This window comes from Alkalicoccus saliphilus, assembly GCF_003044065.1.
Lineage (GTDB): Bacteria > Bacillota > Bacilli > Bacillales > Salisediminibacteriaceae > Alkalicoccus > Alkalicoccus saliphilus.
The window spans coordinates 77,879-94,935 of the sequence record NZ_PZJJ01000002.1; the positions used below are offsets into that span (position 1 = coordinate 77,879).

Below are 17,057 nucleotides of genomic sequence, written 5' to 3' on the forward strand. Positions count from 1 at the left end.
TACCCGAAGATGAAAAAGGGCACTCCTGCTCAGATTACTGGTAGTCTCCCTTTAAAAATAAATAATAAAGCACCTTGAATTTATTCGGTGGGGTTCAGGACTATTGAAAGCTCTTAAAATTCTTCAGTAAGTTTTACTTATTAAGAGGTTCGTTAGTTTATAAACCGGTCTTTTCCTTCCCAGAATGGTTTGCGCAGCTGCACTTTTTGTATTTTACCAGAAGCTGTTTTCGGCAGGGCATCTGTAAAGGTAATCCCTTTAGGAACTTTAAAGTGAGCCATATGCTCCCGCGCAAATTGAATTAGATCATCCTGGGTTACCTCGGCTTCCTCCCGAAGAACAACAATTGCATGAGGAGCTTCACCCCACTTTTCGTGAGGAACAGAAATAATTGCTGCTTCGAGTACGGCGGGATGTTCGTATAGAACTCCTTCGACTTCTATAGAAGATATATTTTCTCCACCGCTGATGATTACATCTTTTTTTCGATCTACAATTTCAACATATCCTCCTTCATCTACATTAGCCATATCTCCAGTGTGGAAAAAACCATCCCTTATAGTAGAAGCTGTAGCTTCAGGATTTTTCCAGTATCCTTCCATTACATTATTCGACCGGACGACGATTTCCCCGGCTGATTTCCCATCCCAGGGAACGTCTTCCCCTTCATCGTTAACTACCCTTACATCACTCCCGATCATTTCATATCCCTGCTTAGCTTTAAGCCGGTGCTTGTCTTCCGGAGCAAGATCTTTTTGTTCTGTAAGTAACTGGGAAGTTGTTACGAGCGGAGAAGTTTCTGTCATACCATAAACTTGAATGAATTCCCATTTAAGATCTTCTTCGATTCGTTTCACGAAAGCTGGAGGAGGGGCTGATCCTGCAATAACTATCCGAAGTTCTTGATCCAGTTTATAAGGATCTTTTAAGCTGCCGTATGATTCTATAACCATGTTAAGGACCGTGGGTGCCATGTGCATGACAGTCACCCCTTCAGATTTGACGTTTTCCAGAATAGAATGTCCATCCATTTCCCGCTGCATAACCTGTGTACATCCATTGGCAGTATAATAAAAAGGAGATCCCCAGCCATTGACATGAAACATTGGCAGAACATGGAGAAGCGTATCATCGTCCCTTACCCTAAGATGGTGCATTGTAGTCAGAGCGTGCAGGTAGCTGCTTCTGTGGGTAAGCATAACTCCTTTCGGATTCCCGGTTGTACCACTTGTGTATAATAGACAGGCCAGATCGTTCTCTTCAAGTGGGGCTCTTTCTGCCGGAGAGTCCTTAAACCCTGCAAGCCACTTTTCATAGGAAAGATCTTCACCTTTATCTTCTTCCATTCCGTGAACGATAAAAGTTTCGACTGTTTCCAGCTGATCTTTTATACCTTTGATTCTTTCATAAAGGACGTGATCTACAAAAAGCACTTTTGATTCCGCATGATTTAATATGAAAATATAATCTTCCGGTTTCAAACGGGTATTAAGGGAATTCATAACTCCTCCGGCCTGAAAGACCCCATAAAATCCTTCGAACATTTCAAGCGAGTTTGGAGCCAGGTAGGAAACGCGGTCTCCTTTTTCAATGCCGAGAGACTGGAGTCCTCTTGTCAGCTTCTGGACACGCTGGGCAACCTCCTTATAAGTGAGTCTTCTTTCTCCATCAATAACTGCCGTTTTATTAGAGTAATACTTCACAGCCCGATCAAGAAAGTCTGTCAAAATTAATGGTACATGCATATAAATACCTCCTAAGTAAAAAATAAAAGCCGGCCGCCTGTCTGATAACGCTTTCATAAAGAGCCGGTGTAAGCTCCATGATGTTTTTGGAGATGCCGACGGCTTATTCCAACTGCCGTGGACGGACACAGTGTCCATAAAGGAAGGCCTTGAAATAGAATTAAATTGGTTGAAAATTTTTAAAATTTTATACACCGTGAAAGACGGTAAGGGTTTGAAATGGTCCATTGGGAAGAGGAAAGATAAATAACGCTTATATACGGAGGCCTAATTTGAGCGTATCTGTTTTTGACAAGACCGTCAATAAAATTTTGACAATTTTAAATCAGGAGAAGACTGCTTCAAACAATAGGAAGGGAAAACCTGTGGCATTACTGAAAATATTTCAAGGGAAGAAATCTAACCACGACTGATTTGTTTAAATTTTCGAAATCATTTACAAATACAGATTTATTGCTAGAATTGATAATAGACTGCTTCTTTTATGGAAGCGTTTTTAAAGGAGGGGAATTTCACCGTAGTAAACTAGTTACAGAGGAGGATGACGTATGCCGGCTATTTTAGTAGCTATTGTAGGTTTGATTGTATTTGCACTTGGTTACCGTTATTATTCAAAATTTGTAGCAGAACGCATTTTTCGGCTGGATCCGGATTATGTAACTCCAGCACATCGGTATAAAGATGGTGTAGACTTTGTACCAACAAACAAATTTGTTCTATGGGGCCACCATTTTACCTCCGTTGCCGGAGCTGCACCGATTCTCGGACCGGCGATAGCCGTTTACTGGGGATGGCTCCCCGCTGTGCTGTGGATAGTACTCGGAACAGTGTTCGCTGCAGGGGTGCACGATTTTGGAACCCTTGCTCTTTCTGTCAGAAACAAAGGACAGTCTATCGGTACGCTCGCGAACAAGCTGATCGGCCAGCGGGCGAAAATTTTATTTTTGTTTATCATTTTAATTCTGGTACTTATGGTAAATGCCGTATTTGCGTGGGTGATTGCCAACTTATTCATTACATATCCGGCAAGTGTACTACCGGTATTTATTCAGATTCCTTTAGCAATCTGGATCGGATACGCCGTATATAAAAAGAATATTAAAATGCTCGTTCCGTCGCTTATTGCTTTAGCAGTAATGTATGGAACTGCCATATTTGCAAGTGAGATTCCGTTAATGCAGATTGATCTCGTGCAGTATATGGGCGGGGAAGGAGCAGCCGGTCTGTTTGGACTGGGGGCTGTATCAACAGCGTTTTTCATTTGGATCATTATTCTCCTTATTTATGTTTACATTGCTTCCATGCTTCCAGTCTGGAAACTTTTACAGCCGAGGGATTTTATTAACTCCCATCAGCTTGTTGTTGGGCTGCTGATTCTTTACGCAGGTCTTTTCCTGACTAATCCGGAAATTACTGCCCCTGCTACAAATACGGGTGCAGAAACGTCCTGGCTCCCATTACTCTTTATTACGATAGCATGTGGGGCAATTTCAGGATTTCATGGGCTGGTTTCTTCAGGGACTTCTTCCAAACAACTGGATAAAGAAACCGACGCCCGGTTTGTCGGTTATTTCGGTGCTGTTGGTGAAGGGGTGCTGGCACTTATATCCACTCTCGCCGTAGTTACACTTTTTGCGAATATGAATGAGTTTACAGGCGCTTACTCCAGCTTTACAGAAGCCAATGCGATTGGACTCGGGAACTTCGTAGAAGGTGCAGCAGTTCTGGCGGGCGGTCTTGGTATTCCGGCAGGAGTTGCAACGACAATAGTGTCCATCATCGTAGTAAGTTTTGCGGCTACTACACTGGATACTGCTGTCCGCCTGATGCGCTATATAATTGCAGAGCTTGGTACAGAATACAAAGTACCGGCTTTAACGAAAAAACACGTTGCAACATTCATTGCTGTTGGTTCTACAGCGGCACTTGTCCTAATACCTGAAGGACCTCAAGGGTTCGGTTCCGGAGGTTACCTGCTCTGGCCGCTGTTCGGTACATCCAATCAGCTGCTGGCAGGTATCAGTCTTCTGCTTATATCCGTTTGGTTGAAACGACTCGGGCGAAACTATATCATTACTTTCGTCCCGATGGTATTCCTGCTCTTTATGACAATGTACGCTCTTTTTCAGCAAGTATTGTTTACATGGTCATGGTGGGGGACAGAATCAAATATGCTTCTTTTCATTATCGGAGCAGTAAACTTTGTTTTTGCCCTCTGGATTGCTGTGACGGCTATTTCAGTTCTCGCAGGAAAATCAGATACTCCGGCGGATAACAATTAAGATGGTTAAATAACGAATTATTTAAGGTGCTTTTCAAATGAAAAATTGAACACTTTACAATTATCAGAGCCTGTCAGGTTTTCCTGACAGGCTTTCAGGCTGTTGATAAAGTATTTTTCATGTATAGATAGGCACTGCCCTGCTTTCGCCTTCCGGGCGGGCCGGGCTCAGCTATTTTTTTCCTAAACGGATCTTCGCCTCGCCCTGGCTCGCCCAGGAGTCGTCTCTGCGGCTGCGGCAGGGAAATTAAAAAAGTTTTCTGTTATGAAGAATTTCTCTTTATAATGCCGTTTTCTTTGAGAAAGAGATGATTTTGCCTCCGAAACGGCGGAGGCGCGGCGCAGGTCAAACAGCTGAAGATCAGCCCCACGGCAGGAAGGTTGGCAGCGGAGTGTTTCTCCTACCGTCAGCGAAATTTAACATAGCTATTAATTAAGTCAGCTCTTTGGAATCCTTGTTCAAAATGTGGGTGTGAATATTTTCATTATTATCCATATAGCCAATACTATTGAAACAGAAGATTTTTGTTAAAGGAGCGCCGGATTTATAGTATCACTCACCTAATTTGCTTTGAAAAAGACCAGCTGAACCATATTTTTTCGGAAGTTAAAGGTAACCTTAAGAGAACCAGTTGGTATGCTGGAAATCAAAGTTCGGTTTTTGCGGTATGCGGATGATAAAATAAAAGAAAGATATTAAACTAATAAATATTCGGGGAGGTGGAGTACATGCTCGAGAATATGAAAAAACTCATCAAATATTACGAAGAAGTTCTGAGTATGCCGCATCGTCAGGAAATAGCACGGGAGCTTCGGAACGAAGATGATTTATTTATGCTGCTGCTTTACTCGGAAATGATCGGGATCCCGAATCCTGTTTATTATTATACGCTGGAACTTTATCCGCACATGATAGAGGAATTTCACGACTGGCATCTGAGAATGGGAATGGACAAGTCCCCATTAAACGGCATCCGCTGCTGTTAAAACAGGGTATTGAAAGAAGGGGGAAGCTATGGAAGTATTAAATAAAGACATTATATTCATCGGAGGCAAGGGGGGAGTGGGTAAATCCACTTCCGCTGCTGCCGTAGCCTGGAAAGCTGCGGAAGAAGGGTACACTACTCTTTTGATCTCCACTGATCCGGCACATAATCTCGGGGACATATTTAACCGGAATATAGGAGGCAAAACGACAAAACTGGCAGACCGCCTTTATGCTCTGGAGATCGACCCGGAAATCGAAACTGAAAAATATATAGCGGGAGTAAAGGAGAACATTAAAGGAACGGTCCATTCCGGTATGATGGAAGAAGTTCACAGGCAGCTGGATACTGCTAAAGCTTCGCCCGGTGCAGATGAAGCAGCATTGTTTGACAAGCTTATATCTATTATTCTGGAGGAGAAAGAACATTTTGATAAACTTATTTTTGATACAGCTCCTACCGGACATACGATTCGTCTGCTTTCCCTTCCGGAATTAATGGGTGTTTGGATTGAAGGTCTGCTTAAAAAGAGAAAAAAAACAAAAGAAAATTATTCACAGCTGCTCAATGATGGCGAGCCAATAGAAGATCCCATTTACGACGTACTGAAGGAAAGACAGGAACGCTTCTCAAAAGCGAGAGATATTCTGCTTGATGATAGCAAAACAGGTTTTATCTTTGTGTTGAATCCTGAAAGACTTCCTGTATTAGAGACCAAAAAAGCTCTTGAACTTTTGGAAAAATATCACCTGCACGTAAAAACCCTTATTGTAAATAAAGTGCTTCCAAACCAGACTGATGGTGAGTTCTTCAAACAGCGGAAAGAGCATGAAAAACAATATTTAAAGTTAATTGAAGACACGTTTAAAAAACAGGAACTCATTATGGTGCCTTTTTTTCCTCATGATATTACAAACATCGAGCAGTTGGAACATTTCAGCACGTTTTATCACTCTGAAAGATAACTCATACGTGTCGTTATTTGAAACGCTGGGTTAAAAGTCGCTTTTGATGCCTAAAGAAAATTCCGCTTCACGCGGTCTGCTTTGGAGGAGATTTTAGAATAGGCTCCGCCCTGCGGTTCTTCCAATCTCCTTCTTCCATTCTTACGTAAAAGCAGCCTCAGGTCAGAGGCGACGATGGAAAATTAAACGGAAGGAACTTTCCTGAGGTCAGGGAAGATGCAGGCACTCTGAAAAGAAAGCCGACCGGAAAAGTAACAGACGGGAACAACTTGAACCGGTAATTAAAAAATGTGCTTCCGGTAAAAAAACCTGAACCTGCGGATTTCCCGCAGGTTCAGGTTTTTTCTGCACTATTCTTTTACCGGAACCAGCTTGCAACGTTCCACCATGTTTTTTTAGGTTTGTCTTCTTCTGTTAATCGTTTGATCGTATCAAGCAGAAGCTGCTCGCGTTCAGCGCTTTTTTGGTCGCTCGTACTGATCTGTTCAGTAATCTGATTAAGAAGCTGTTCATGACGTTCAAGTTTTTCGTTCTGATCCATGGTGTTTCGAAGCATTTCATTCAACAGCATGTTGTAGCGCTGAGCCGTGCGTTCGGCTAAATCCGATTCCTCCTGTACTGCAGGAGTTTCCGATTCGGCTGCTTGATTCTTAAACCTGGTCACAACTACTTTTGCTGCGTTGGTAAGCGAAAAGTGTTCTTTTTGGATAAGCTGCTGAATATACTCGAGGGCAGTAATGTCTTCTTCTGTGAATGCACGCCGCTGGTTTGTATTTTTAGTGAATACATAGCCGTGCTTTTCCATGGAAATAGCCCATTTACGAAGAGTACTCGTTCCTACATTTAATTGTAAGCTTACATCTTTAGTGCTGAATGATTTGTCCTGTTCAGTCGTCATTAAAAAGTCACCTTTCTTTGCAGGCATATGAGCTGTCTTTCTATTTATCATATAAGTAAAGTGCATCTAATTCAATGGATGAGGGGTAAATTTGTTAGTGTTTAATAAAATCAGCAGGTTTTATCACAATAATTAATACATTCACAGCTGTGTAAAGCTCTTTGAATTTTAACACAGTATGTAAATAGTTCTCTGCTATAATAGTAAACTGAGGTATTAGAAAAAGGTTTGAATAAGAAAGGAGAACTGATGGAAAACCTTCTGGAGGATCCTATATACATTGTAATCGCTGTTTTAATGATTATTGTACTTTACACTATTATTAAACCCGGCAGGAAGCAGTAGACAGGCCATTATCCCAATACTGAAATATACTTTAAAGATTAATAAGTATCGATTAAAATGATTAATCCCTGTTTCCTTTTAATAGACAATTTGACACGCGGCAGACGGAATTTTTATTCTGACCGCTCTTAGTTCATGTTTTTAGAACATAACAAATCTGTGTTGAATTTCGCTGGCGTATGGAGAAACACTTCGCTGCCAGCCGGCCTGCCGTTGGGGAGATTTTCGGGCAGGCTTCGCCCTATCCTCCAATTTTTTTCTTCCACGGGCCGGTTTCCGCTTCGTTTTGTTGTAGAAATAAGATAAGTTCTACTTTTAGTAAACGCTGTTCTTTCTTCTGTAAAGCCGATGCCGGGGCAGAAAAGCCTGCGGAAGGCGCGCAGATCCCCCCGGACGGAAGGGACAACCGAAGGCTTTCTACGCGGCAGGTGTAAAGAGCCGCAGGCAGCCTTAAATAACCACATAAAGCTTTAATAGAGCCTGTAACAAAAGAAAGTTTCCTTCCCCTGGTTATTCCAGCAGGTCTCTTAAGAAATTGAAGGAGAAAAAATTAAAATACGCAGTATGCACAGCTCTAAGCCTGTCAGTTGATTCTGACAGGCTTAGAGTCTATCAATATGGAGATATACCAGGAGTCCGGATAAACTTCAGGAACGGCTTTTTAGATTGGTTTACACGTTAATTTTGCTTTTTACACGCCGGATAGCTTCGTGATGAGCTTGGAGTGTTTTTTCAACATCTCCTTCACTGTGTTCAGTGGACATAGAATAACGGTTAAGAGGTTTGGAGTATATCCCGAGATCTAGCAGTTCGTAGTCTACAGCTTTTCTTAAAGAAGTGTTTGTCCCGTTCATGTCTCTCAGATTGTTAACCGCTTTGTCGGTGATGACAATATTGAAGATGCTTCCTTCACCCATCGCCTGCATAGGGATACCGGCTGAGTAATACATTTTTTCAAGCTCTCCCTTCAGATGCTCCGTACGGTCAAAAATCTTTCTCAGATTGTTATCTTCTTCAAGGAGCTGAATAGTAGCAAGCCCTGCAGCGAGCGTCGTCGGATGACCATTATAGGTGCCGCTGTGGAAAAAAGCCTGTCGGGCTCCGGGGTTGTCATCTCCTGCAGTCAGTATATCCCGGCTGGAGCTCGGCGAACATAGTTCCATAATTTCTCTTTTTCCACCGAGCGCTCCGATCGGAAAACCTCCCCCAAGTACTTTTCCAAGAGTCGTTAAGTCCGGCTTAATCCCATACATTTCCTGGGCACCACCGAGTGCAAGACGAAATCCGGTTTTTACTTCATCAAAAATCAGAAGAATACCGAGCTCCAGGGTTAACGCTCTAAGCTTTTCCATAAAATCCTGCTTTCCTGGAATAAACCCGCTCTGCACCGGTTCCATGATAATAGCGGAAATTTCGTGTGCATGCCTGCGGAGAATTTTTTCCGTGGCTTGATAGTCATTGAATGGGAGCATGATAGTGTTATTTACATAATAATCAGAAATTCCACTGGACTCCGGTACAACAGCAGGCTCGCTGCTTTGTCCGGATTTTCCTTCCTCAGGATTCACGCTCATAAGAACCTGGTCATAACCTCCGTGATAATGCCCTTCAAATTTTGCCAGTTTTTTCTTTCCGGTATAAGCTGCCGCAAGACGGGTTGCCAGGAGTGTAGCTTCCATTCCGGAGTTGCAGAAGCGTACTTGATCGATCCCGGGATAAAGTGATACGAGTTTTTTAGCCATATCTGTTTCCAGGCGGTGGGGGGTTCCAAAAATGGTCGTTCCTTTAGAATACATCTGGTCCGTAACTGCAGCATAGACGGAAGGATGACCGTGTCCGCTCATCAGCGCGCCATAACACATTAAATAGTCAATATACTCGTTTCCGTCCACATCGATCAGTTTGCTGCCGTGGCCTTCTTCCATAACAATCGGATGGGGAGCAAAGTATTTAATATTGGCTGTAACACCTCCCGGAATAACACTGGATGCTTCCTCGTGCAGCTGACGGGAAACAGCCATTTTATCCGTGGTCGAGGGTGCTTTTGTTTTTACCATGATTTAAAAAACCTCCGTATGCAAATTTGAAATATTAATTTCATAATAACACTTTTATGAAATATTTAAACCGTAAATTAGAAAAAAAGAAAAATATATTTCATTTTTTAGAATTTCAAATCTGCTTTTATTTATCTCATGAAAGTTGTAGTTTTAGTGCAGGCATACCTCAATGAATTACGATCCCTTACTGGTGAAAATCTTTGGTCGCAGGTGAGGAATTTTTAATGTAAGGAAAATCAAATAGAGGCTTCTGAACCAGGGTTCCCGCTTAATAGTACGGCTTGCATTTTATTTAGTACTAGGTCATAATGATACGTATAAATATGATTAGTTAGAGGAGGAGACGTCATGCGCGTCGGCATTTGGGGCATGGGCACCTACGTCCCTGAAAATGTAGTAACAAACCATGATCTGGAAAAAATAATGGATACATCTGATGAGTGGATCAGAACACGCACAGGCATTAAAGAAAGGCGCATTGCTCCTGATCACATAAAAACTTCGCATATGAGTTACTATGCAGCAGAAGAAGCTGTAAAAAATGCAGGAATTTCACCGGAAGAAATTGATATGATTATCGTTGCGACAGTTACACCGGATCAGGATTTTCCGTCTGTTTCCTCGATGCTTCAGCATCAGCTTGGCGCAGTTAACGCTGCGGCAATGGATATCAGTGCCGCCTGTGCAGGATACATTTACGGCCTTGTAACCGGAAAGCAGTTTATAGAGAATGGAACATATAAGCATGTCCTTGTTATTGGTACAGAAAAACTTTCCCAGACAATTAACTGGGACGAAAGAAACACGGCGGTACTTTTCGGAGACGGGTCAGGAGCCACTGTTTTGGGTCCTGTAGCGGACGACCGGGGGATACTTTCATTTGAACTAGGTTCTGATGGCAGCGGAGGAGCGCACATCCGCATGAATGATTATATTTTTATGAACGGACGGGAAGTATTTAAATTCGCTGTCCGGCAGATGGGGGAATCCTGTCTGAATGCGGTTGAAAAAGCAGGATTGACAAAAGATGATGTTGATTTTCTCATTCCCCACCAGGCAAATATACGTATTATGGAAGCAGCAAGGCAGCGTCTGGAACTTCCGGAAGAGCGTATGTCGAAAACGGTGGAGAGGTACGGTAATACATCTTCCGCTTCTGTTCCGCTCTCGTTGAAGTACGAACTGGACCAAGGTAAAATAAACGAAGGTGATGTTGTGGTTCTCGTAGGGTTCGGTGCAGGACTTGTATGGGGGTCTATTGCTCTAGTATGGGGAAAATAACTAAAGGGAGAGACAGTTTATGACGAAAAACAGAGTCGTAATAACAGGATATGGAGCGGTTACGCCGCTCGCTAATGATATTAATACTACCTGGGATAAAATAAAAGCAGGAGAATCGGGTGTTTCCCTTCTTACCCGCTTTGAGGAGGCGGACTTTCCGGCGAAGGTAGCTGCAGAAGCAGAAAGCTTCCAGGTTACTGATTATATGGAAGGTAAAGAAGCACGGAAGATGGATCGTTTCACCCAGTTTGCAGTAGCCGGTGCCCAGATGGCTGTGAAAGATGCAGGACTTACTATAGACGATTCAAACGCAGAGCGTGTAGGAGTGTGGATCGGTTCAGGAATCGGTGGGATGGATACGTACGAAAAGCAGTTTCGTATGTATGAAAAAAGAGGGTATCGACGTGTTTCTCCATTCTTCGTACCGATGCTTATTCCGGATATGGCTGCAGGACAGGTTTCCATTACTCTTGGAGCTAAAGGTATCAATTCATGCTCAGTAACGGCCTGTGCTTCCGGTGCTAATTCGATAGGTGATGCCTACCGTACTATTGAGCGTGGAGATGCAGACATTATGATAACAGGAGGAGCCGAGGCTCCTCTCACTGAGATGTCCTTTGCTGGATTTTCTTCCGCACGGGCTCTTTCCACCAACCCGGATCCAGCGAAAGCAAGTCGCCCATTTGACAAAGATCGTGATGGTTTCGTAATGGGGGAAGGAAGCGGTATTCTGATTCTGGAGTCACTCGAATCTGCAAAGGAACGTGGAGCTGAAATTTATGCGGAAATTATCGGTTATGGTGCTACGAGTGACGCCTACCATGTTACGGCCCCTGCTCCTGGTGGAGAAGGTGCTGCAAGAGCCATGAAACAGGCTCTGGAACAGGCACAACTTACGCCTGAAGATGTTGATTACGTAAATGCTCACGGGACAAGCACAGAATACAACGATAAATATGAAACGACTGCTGTAAAAACAGTATTCGGTGACTATGCTTACGAACTCCCGGTGAGCTCAACAAAATCGATGACTGGACACCTTCTTGGAGCGGCAGGTGCAATCGAGGCAATCTTTTCCGTGAAAGCCATTCAGGATGGTATTCTCCCTCCGACAATCAACTATGAAACGAAAGATCCGGAATGTGATCTCGATTATGTTACAGAAGGTGCCCGTAAAAAGGATACCTCTGTTGTAATGAGCAACTCTCTTGGATTCGGCGGACATAACGTATCGTTGATATTCAGAAAGTTCGCTGAGTAAATCGCTGGGTACAAAGCCTGCGGCACAGTATAAACAACAATCAAAAGTAGAGAACTTAAAGAGAGTGGACCGTTGACTATGCCGACAGTCCACTCTCTTTATTAATCGGGATCTTTTGTTGAATTCGTCATTTAGACTCAGGGGCCTCCTGTAAACATGGATTATTTTAATAGAAGTGTTGTTCCTCTACCTGCCTCTTCCTTCAAAATATGAAAGGTGGAGGACACATGGGGGACTCCAGAGCGATCAAGACCTCGTTCAGCTCCGATCTGAAAAAAGGCGGGCAGAATGAGCTGAAGCCGGCCCGCATGGAAAATTTCTCCATGGAAACGCAAGCAGACGTTTATTTTTTATTTTCAAGGCAGCCATTTTGAAAAAGAAATCGGTTAACGTTTTTTTCTGCCGAGTCCCATCGCCCTTTCTGCTTTTGCAAGCATTTTTTTGGCTTCACGATCAGCCTGAGAGGCTCCTTTGTCAAGAATTTCGTCGAGTTCTTTCGATTGCATTAATTCGTCGTAACGTTCCTGAATAGGTTTTAAAACCTGTATAACTGCCCGGGCAGTATCTTCTTTGAAGGGGCCGTAGCCGGATCCTTCGTATTTTTTCTCCAGAGTTTCAATAGATTCTCCTGAGCAAAGAGAGTAAATAGTAAGCAGGTTGGATACTCCCGGTTTATTTTCCTGGTCAAAGCGGACTTCAGCCTCAGAATCTGTGACAGCACTTTTCATTTTCTTTAAAATTGTTTTTTCGTCGTCGAGCATGGAAATGTAGCTTTTAGCTTTAGGGTTTGATTTACTCATCTTTTTAAGAGGGTCATCGAGCGACATGATGCGGGCCCCTACTTTAGGAATACGAACTTCCGGAATAGTGAAAATATCATTGTAGCGGGTGTTGAAACGGTGTGCGAGATCCCGTGTCAATTCAAGGTGCTGTTTTTGATCTTCTCCAACAGGGACAATATCCGTTCCGTATAATAGAATGTCGGCAGCCATTAAAGGTGGATAGGTGAGCAGGGCAGATGGCACAGCTTCACTGCTGCCTGATTTGTCTTTAAACTGTGTCATTCTTTCCAGTTCCCCAATATAGCTGATACACTGCATCATCCACCCTAACTGAGCGTGTGCCGGGACTTCAGACTGAATAAATAAAGTCGATTTTTCCTGAGAGATCCCTGAGGCAAGATATAATGCAGCGAGGCTTTTAATATTACTTCGCAGTTCCAGTCGGTCCTGGGGCACAGTAATGGCATGCTGATCAACTATACAAAAATAACAGTTATAGTCTTCCTGCATTTCCACAAAATTTTTCATTGCTCCTAAGTAATTTCCGAGCGTAAGTGTGCCGCTCGGCTGAATGCCGGAAAAAATTGTTTTCATAATTATTACTTCCTTTCAAATGATATTAAAAGACAAAAAAGCCATTCGTCTCCAAAAATCAGGGACGAATGGACCGCGGTGCCACCCTTATTATCTGCGTTCTATGTAAACGAAGATCTCTTCAGCCTTCTCCGTCTTTCCGGAAAAAGCTCTCCGTGGTATCGGGGGAGAAGCCCGGGACGGCCTACTGACGTTCAGCTGTCCGGCTCGAAAGTCCATTCCTTTTCCCGTGTTGTCTGTTTTCACCTGCCACAGACTCTCTGAATACACTAACGGAAAAGTACTCTTCTTTCTCATCGCCTATCAATATACAAAAATATTATATATGCAGGAGAAAAGAAATGCAACTAAAGAAATAATTTAAAATTTCGACTATTACGAACAGTATTGTGTTCACTTTGAAATTACGTCACTATTAATTTTATGTGCAGGACATTTGTACATTCACTGTAAACAGAAGGAGGAATAGTATGAAGCTAATTCTTAAATTAATTGCTGGTATAACCGCCGGTATATTAATTGGACTCTCAGGAGTGGATCCGCTGATCAGGGCTCTCGTAACTTTTACAGAAGTGTTTGGGCAGTGGATCAATTTTGTTATTCCGCTTATTATACTGTTTTTTATTACATCGGGGATAGCAAGTATCGGCAAAGGTTCTTCTAAACTTGTCGGGGCGACGGTGGGTACTGCGTATTTATCAACCGTTCTGGCCGGTGTAGGAGCTTTCTTTATAGCGGTGCTCATTATGCCTATGGTGACAAGAGACCGTTCAGCACCGGAGGAGGGGACAGCCCCTGAACCGTTCTTCACGTTTGAACTTGCTCCTTTCATGGAGATTCTTACAGCACTTGTGCTGGCTTTCGTATTTGGTATAGGAATAGCTGCATTGAAATCAGATGGACTGAAAAAAGTGTTTGATGAAGGTAAGAATATAATAGAAATAGTTATTTATAAAGCAGTTATCCCTTTGCTTCCATTTTACATAGCCGGGATCTTTGTGGACATGGCAGCGGAAGGAACAGTACTGCAGACGCTCCAGGTCTTCGGAATTGTCCTTGCCGTAGCTGTTGCTTCACATTGGGTATGGATTACCATACAATATACTGTTGCAGGGCTGTTATCCGGGCGTAATCCGTTTGCACTTATTAAAACGATGCTTCCGGCCTATTTTACGGCATTGGGAACCATGAGTTCTGCAGCCACTATTCCAGTCACCCTGCGGCAGGCGAAGCAGAACAACGTGAGAGAAGAAGTTGCGGACTTCACTGTACCTCTCAGCGCAACTATTCACTTAGCGGGGAGTGTAATAACTATCGTCAGCTGTGCAGTTGCTGTAATGAGCGTGATGGATGGTTATTCAATACCAGGATTCTTTACGATGCTTCCAGTGATTCTCGCCCTTGGAGTAATCATGGTGGCAGCACCGGGAGTGCCTGGAGGAGCTATATTTGCAGCACTTGGAGTGCTTACGACAATGCTCGGCTTTTCAGAGGCGGCTATGGGTATGATGATTGCACTGTACTTTGCTCAGGACAGCTTTGGTACAGGCGCAAATGTCACCGGTGATGGAGCAATTGCTGTAATTATTGATAAGATTGCTGAAAAACGTTCCCTGTCCTGAAGATGACGAACTTTTTCAGATAGTTTGAAAGCAGTAAGGCCGCCCTGGTTAAAAGGCGGCCTTACTTATGCACTGAAAGTGTAGATAGTGTAACTCAAAAGAAAGTAGGTAATAAGAACAGTTAAAGAAGGAAGAGCATAAAAGCGGGCATGCTGTTTGCGGCGTGATGCAAGAACCGCTCCTATTACTACAGTATTCAATAGAAGTACCGATGCGGCTGTAATAATTGTCACTGGATGAACTGCGGCAAGAACCGCACCTCCACGGAAGGCAAAATCAATAATAATGAGAATTAACATATTAAAAACATTGGAACCGAGTATGTTGCCAATAGCCATGTTGTAATTTGCCAGCTGAACAGCTACGAGCACAGTTACGAGCTCCGGCAGGGAAGTTGCACCCGCTATAAAAAAGGTGCCTACAAAGCTTGAGCTGATACCAGTGGAAGCAGCAATCTGGTCGCCTGTAATGGAAAGAAGGGAACCGGAAACAAAAATAATAACAGCAGCTGCTGCAAATCCTATTTTAGCGCGGCGCAGGGATACAGCATGCATATGAAATTCGGTTTCTGATTCCACTGTTTCCTGGGTATCTGTTTTTGTGAGATACATCATACCCGCACTGTACATTAAAATTAATACATACATTTCCAGACCGGCTCCGAGCAGAATAATTCCTGTAGGAAATAAAATAGCCGTAAGCATCAGCCCGGCCAGCAGCAGGCTGAGGACAGCTGTTTTCAGCTGAGAGGGATCTGCTGAGCGGAGCAGCTGTTTCCTTCTGTACAAAACATCCATTAATGCAAGGATAAATATATTGAATAAATTACTGCCGAATACATTGCTGACTGCAATATCCGGATTATCTACAAATACGGCTGTCAGACTCGTAGTTACTTCCGGGAGAGAAGTAGCTCCAGCAAGCAGGAATGTGCCGACTAAAAGACCTCCTAAAGAAGTTCTCTCTCCTATAACATCAGCGTACGTGGACAGACGGACAGCTGCCAGCACTGTAACTGCAGCCGCTGCAAGGAAAACGACATATAACATACCTACCACCCTTTCTTTGATTCCGAAAACTGCACAAAAAAAGACCTTTTTACACAGCTCTCCCGCTGCATAAAAAGGTCTTGCGTACTTTGGTAATCAAAGCTCCAGGAACCGAGCATCTTAACAGATACTGTAATGACGACTCCAGGACCAGCTGGTCGCTACTCCCCTTTTTACGATAGTTTAACTATAACACTAATTGTATTATTAGAACAGGATATTTAACAATAAGCGGCCGTCTGTGGATTGTGATAGAAAGATTCAATACGTTCGTCCAGCTGCTTTAACAGACCGGCTGCTTTCTCATCAGTCATCCGGCGGTAGTGGTGGAGTCCTCCTGGTTCTTCATCTAATTCGTCGGCCATCGCCACTACCTCCTGAAGAGCTTCACGGCTTATATTTTTTTGCGGAAGGAAAGAATCTGTATGAAGCAGAACAGCAAGAGAAATTTCTTTTGCCTTGACCGGGTCTTCCCCGAGACGGATTAAAAGTTTGTGGGCCCGCTCTGCTCCTTTAATAGCATGAATATCATTTTGTTTATACAAGTCATAATCCCATTCCCCATTACGGTACCATGTGTAGTGTCCCATATCATGAAGAAAAGCGGCTTTACATGCCGAGTCGGGATCGGCTCCTTTTTCAATAGCGAAGCGATACGCATGAAAAGCACATGAAACAGCATGAGCTAGACCAGATCGCTTAACGTATTTTTGTGCGGCGGGATGCTGGAATATATCCAGTAAGGTTACACGGCTCACATCGATCGCCTCCATTTTAAGATATTTTACCTATAATACCTGTTTGCTTAAGCAAAGTCAATATATTTACCTGAGGTGGTATTTAGTGAGTTGAAATGTAGAACAGCAGACATCATTAACCCGATTCTTATCGTTTTTGTCTATTTGGAAGGTATATATACTTAAAGTGGCGAAAGTAAAGTAATAAGGAATTTGCTGCAGTTGAAATACAGCATATCAATTCGTCTGTTAGTTCACCGGAACGGTGATTTCTGTGAATTCTTTTATTAACCTGAAGGAAAGATTCGGAACTGAAAGATGACGGCCCGTGCTTACCGGGAAGAACACCCCTTTAAACAAGGCTCAAAGAACATGCAGAAGCATTCTAAATGATACTGAGGCTCATTCTATTTTAGAAGCTGATAAAAGCAGTAATCAGCCTGATAAAGGT

13 protein-coding genes and 1 other annotated feature are annotated in these 17,057 nt (G+C 43.2%); of the genes, 7 read left to right on the forward strand and 6 right to left on the reverse strand.

From position 1 onward, the window contains the following. Positions 1 to 152: 152 nt before the first annotated feature. Positions 153 to 1,745: a long-chain-fatty-acid--CoA ligase gene (locus C6Y45_RS01930; RefSeq protein ID WP_107583339.1), complete on the reverse strand. Its 1,593-nt coding sequence runs from the start codon at positions 1,743 to 1,745 to the stop codon at positions 153 to 155. Positions 1,746 to 2,293: 548 nt separating this feature from the next. Here C6Y45_RS01930 and C6Y45_RS01935 point away from each other — a divergent pair. The 3 genes from C6Y45_RS01935 to C6Y45_RS01945 all read left to right on the forward strand — a co-directional run bounded on the left by C6Y45_RS01935 (position 2,294) and on the right by C6Y45_RS01945 (position 5,977). Next, on the forward strand, positions 2,294 to 4,027 hold the full coding sequence (locus tag C6Y45_RS01935; protein ID WP_107583340.1) for a carbon starvation CstA family protein: 1,734 nt from the start codon (positions 2,294 to 2,296) through the stop codon (positions 4,025 to 4,027). Positions 4,028 to 4,755: 728 nt separating this feature from the next. Next, positions 4,756 to 5,013, forward strand: a complete 258-nt coding sequence (locus C6Y45_RS01940; protein WP_107583341.1) for a cory-CC-star protein — start codon at positions 4,756 to 4,758, stop codon at positions 5,011 to 5,013. Between the two features lie 28 nt (positions 5,014 to 5,041). After that, a complete protein-coding gene (locus C6Y45_RS01945; RefSeq protein WP_107583342.1) occupies positions 5,042 to 5,977 on the forward strand; it encodes an ArsA family ATPase in 936 nt (311 codons plus the stop codon). Positions 5,978 to 6,335: 358 nt separating this feature from the next. Here the strand turns inward: C6Y45_RS01945 and C6Y45_RS01950 are convergent, their stop codons facing one another. Together C6Y45_RS01950 and C6Y45_RS01955 are read right to left on the reverse strand one after the other, a co-directional pair. Continuing rightward, positions 6,336 to 6,875, reverse strand: a complete 540-nt coding sequence (locus C6Y45_RS01950) for a MerR family transcriptional regulator (protein ID WP_160058073.1) — start codon at positions 6,873 to 6,875, stop codon at positions 6,336 to 6,338. A 1,016-nt stretch (positions 6,876 to 7,891) separates the two neighbouring features. Then, positions 7,892 to 9,277 carry an aspartate aminotransferase family protein gene (locus C6Y45_RS01955; RefSeq protein WP_107583344.1) on the reverse strand — a complete coding sequence of 462 codons (1,386 nt, stop codon included), beginning with the start codon at positions 9,275 to 9,277 and terminating at the stop codon, positions 7,892 to 7,894. Between the two features lie 351 nt (positions 9,278 to 9,628). On the opposite strand from C6Y45_RS01955, the gene C6Y45_RS01960 reads away from it, so the two are divergent. From C6Y45_RS01960 to C6Y45_RS17260, 3 genes are all read left to right on the forward strand, one after another. Then, positions 9,629 to 10,561 carry a beta-ketoacyl-ACP synthase III gene (locus tag C6Y45_RS01960; protein ID WP_107583345.1) on the forward strand — a complete coding sequence of 311 codons (933 nt, stop codon included), beginning with the start codon at positions 9,629 to 9,631 and terminating at the stop codon, positions 10,559 to 10,561. A gap of 19 nt (positions 10,562 to 10,580) precedes the next feature. Then, positions 10,581 to 11,822: a beta-ketoacyl-ACP synthase II gene (gene fabF / locus C6Y45_RS01965; RefSeq protein WP_107583346.1), complete on the forward strand. Its 1,242-nt coding sequence runs from the start codon at positions 10,581 to 10,583 to the stop codon at positions 11,820 to 11,822. A 209-nt stretch (positions 11,823 to 12,031) separates the two neighbouring features. Then, the gene (locus tag C6Y45_RS17260; RefSeq protein WP_160058074.1) at positions 12,032 to 12,196 is read left to right on the forward strand and encodes a hypothetical protein; all 165 of its coding nucleotides are present in this window, start codon (positions 12,032 to 12,034) and stop codon (positions 12,194 to 12,196) included. A gap of 12 nt (positions 12,197 to 12,208) precedes the next feature. Here the strand turns inward: C6Y45_RS17260 and trpS are convergent, their stop codons facing one another. Continuing rightward, complete coding sequence (gene trpS, locus C6Y45_RS01970) at positions 12,209 to 13,201, reverse strand: tryptophan--tRNA ligase (RefSeq protein ID WP_146159140.1); 993 nt, start codon at positions 13,199 to 13,201, stop codon at positions 12,209 to 12,211. A 54-nt stretch (positions 13,202 to 13,255) separates the two neighbouring features. Continuing rightward, positions 13,256 to 13,504, reverse strand: a binding site (T-box leader). Between the two features lie 164 nt (positions 13,505 to 13,668). Here trpS and C6Y45_RS01980 point away from each other — a divergent pair. After that, positions 13,669 to 14,820, forward strand: coding sequence for a dicarboxylate/amino acid:cation symporter (locus C6Y45_RS01980; RefSeq protein ID WP_107583349.1), 1,152 nt, complete (start codon positions 13,669 to 13,671; stop codon positions 14,818 to 14,820). 65 nt (positions 14,821 to 14,885) lie between these two features. Here the strand turns inward: C6Y45_RS01980 and C6Y45_RS01985 are convergent, their stop codons facing one another. Beyond that, positions 14,886 to 15,869: a sodium:calcium antiporter gene (locus tag C6Y45_RS01985; RefSeq protein ID WP_107583350.1), complete on the reverse strand. Its 984-nt coding sequence runs from the start codon at positions 15,867 to 15,869 to the stop codon at positions 14,886 to 14,888. A 221-nt stretch (positions 15,870 to 16,090) separates the two neighbouring features. After that, positions 16,091 to 16,627 carry an HD domain-containing protein gene (locus C6Y45_RS01990; RefSeq protein ID WP_107583351.1) on the reverse strand — a complete coding sequence of 179 codons (537 nt, stop codon included), beginning with the start codon at positions 16,625 to 16,627 and terminating at the stop codon, positions 16,091 to 16,093. Positions 16,628 to 17,057: the final 430 nt, after the last annotated feature.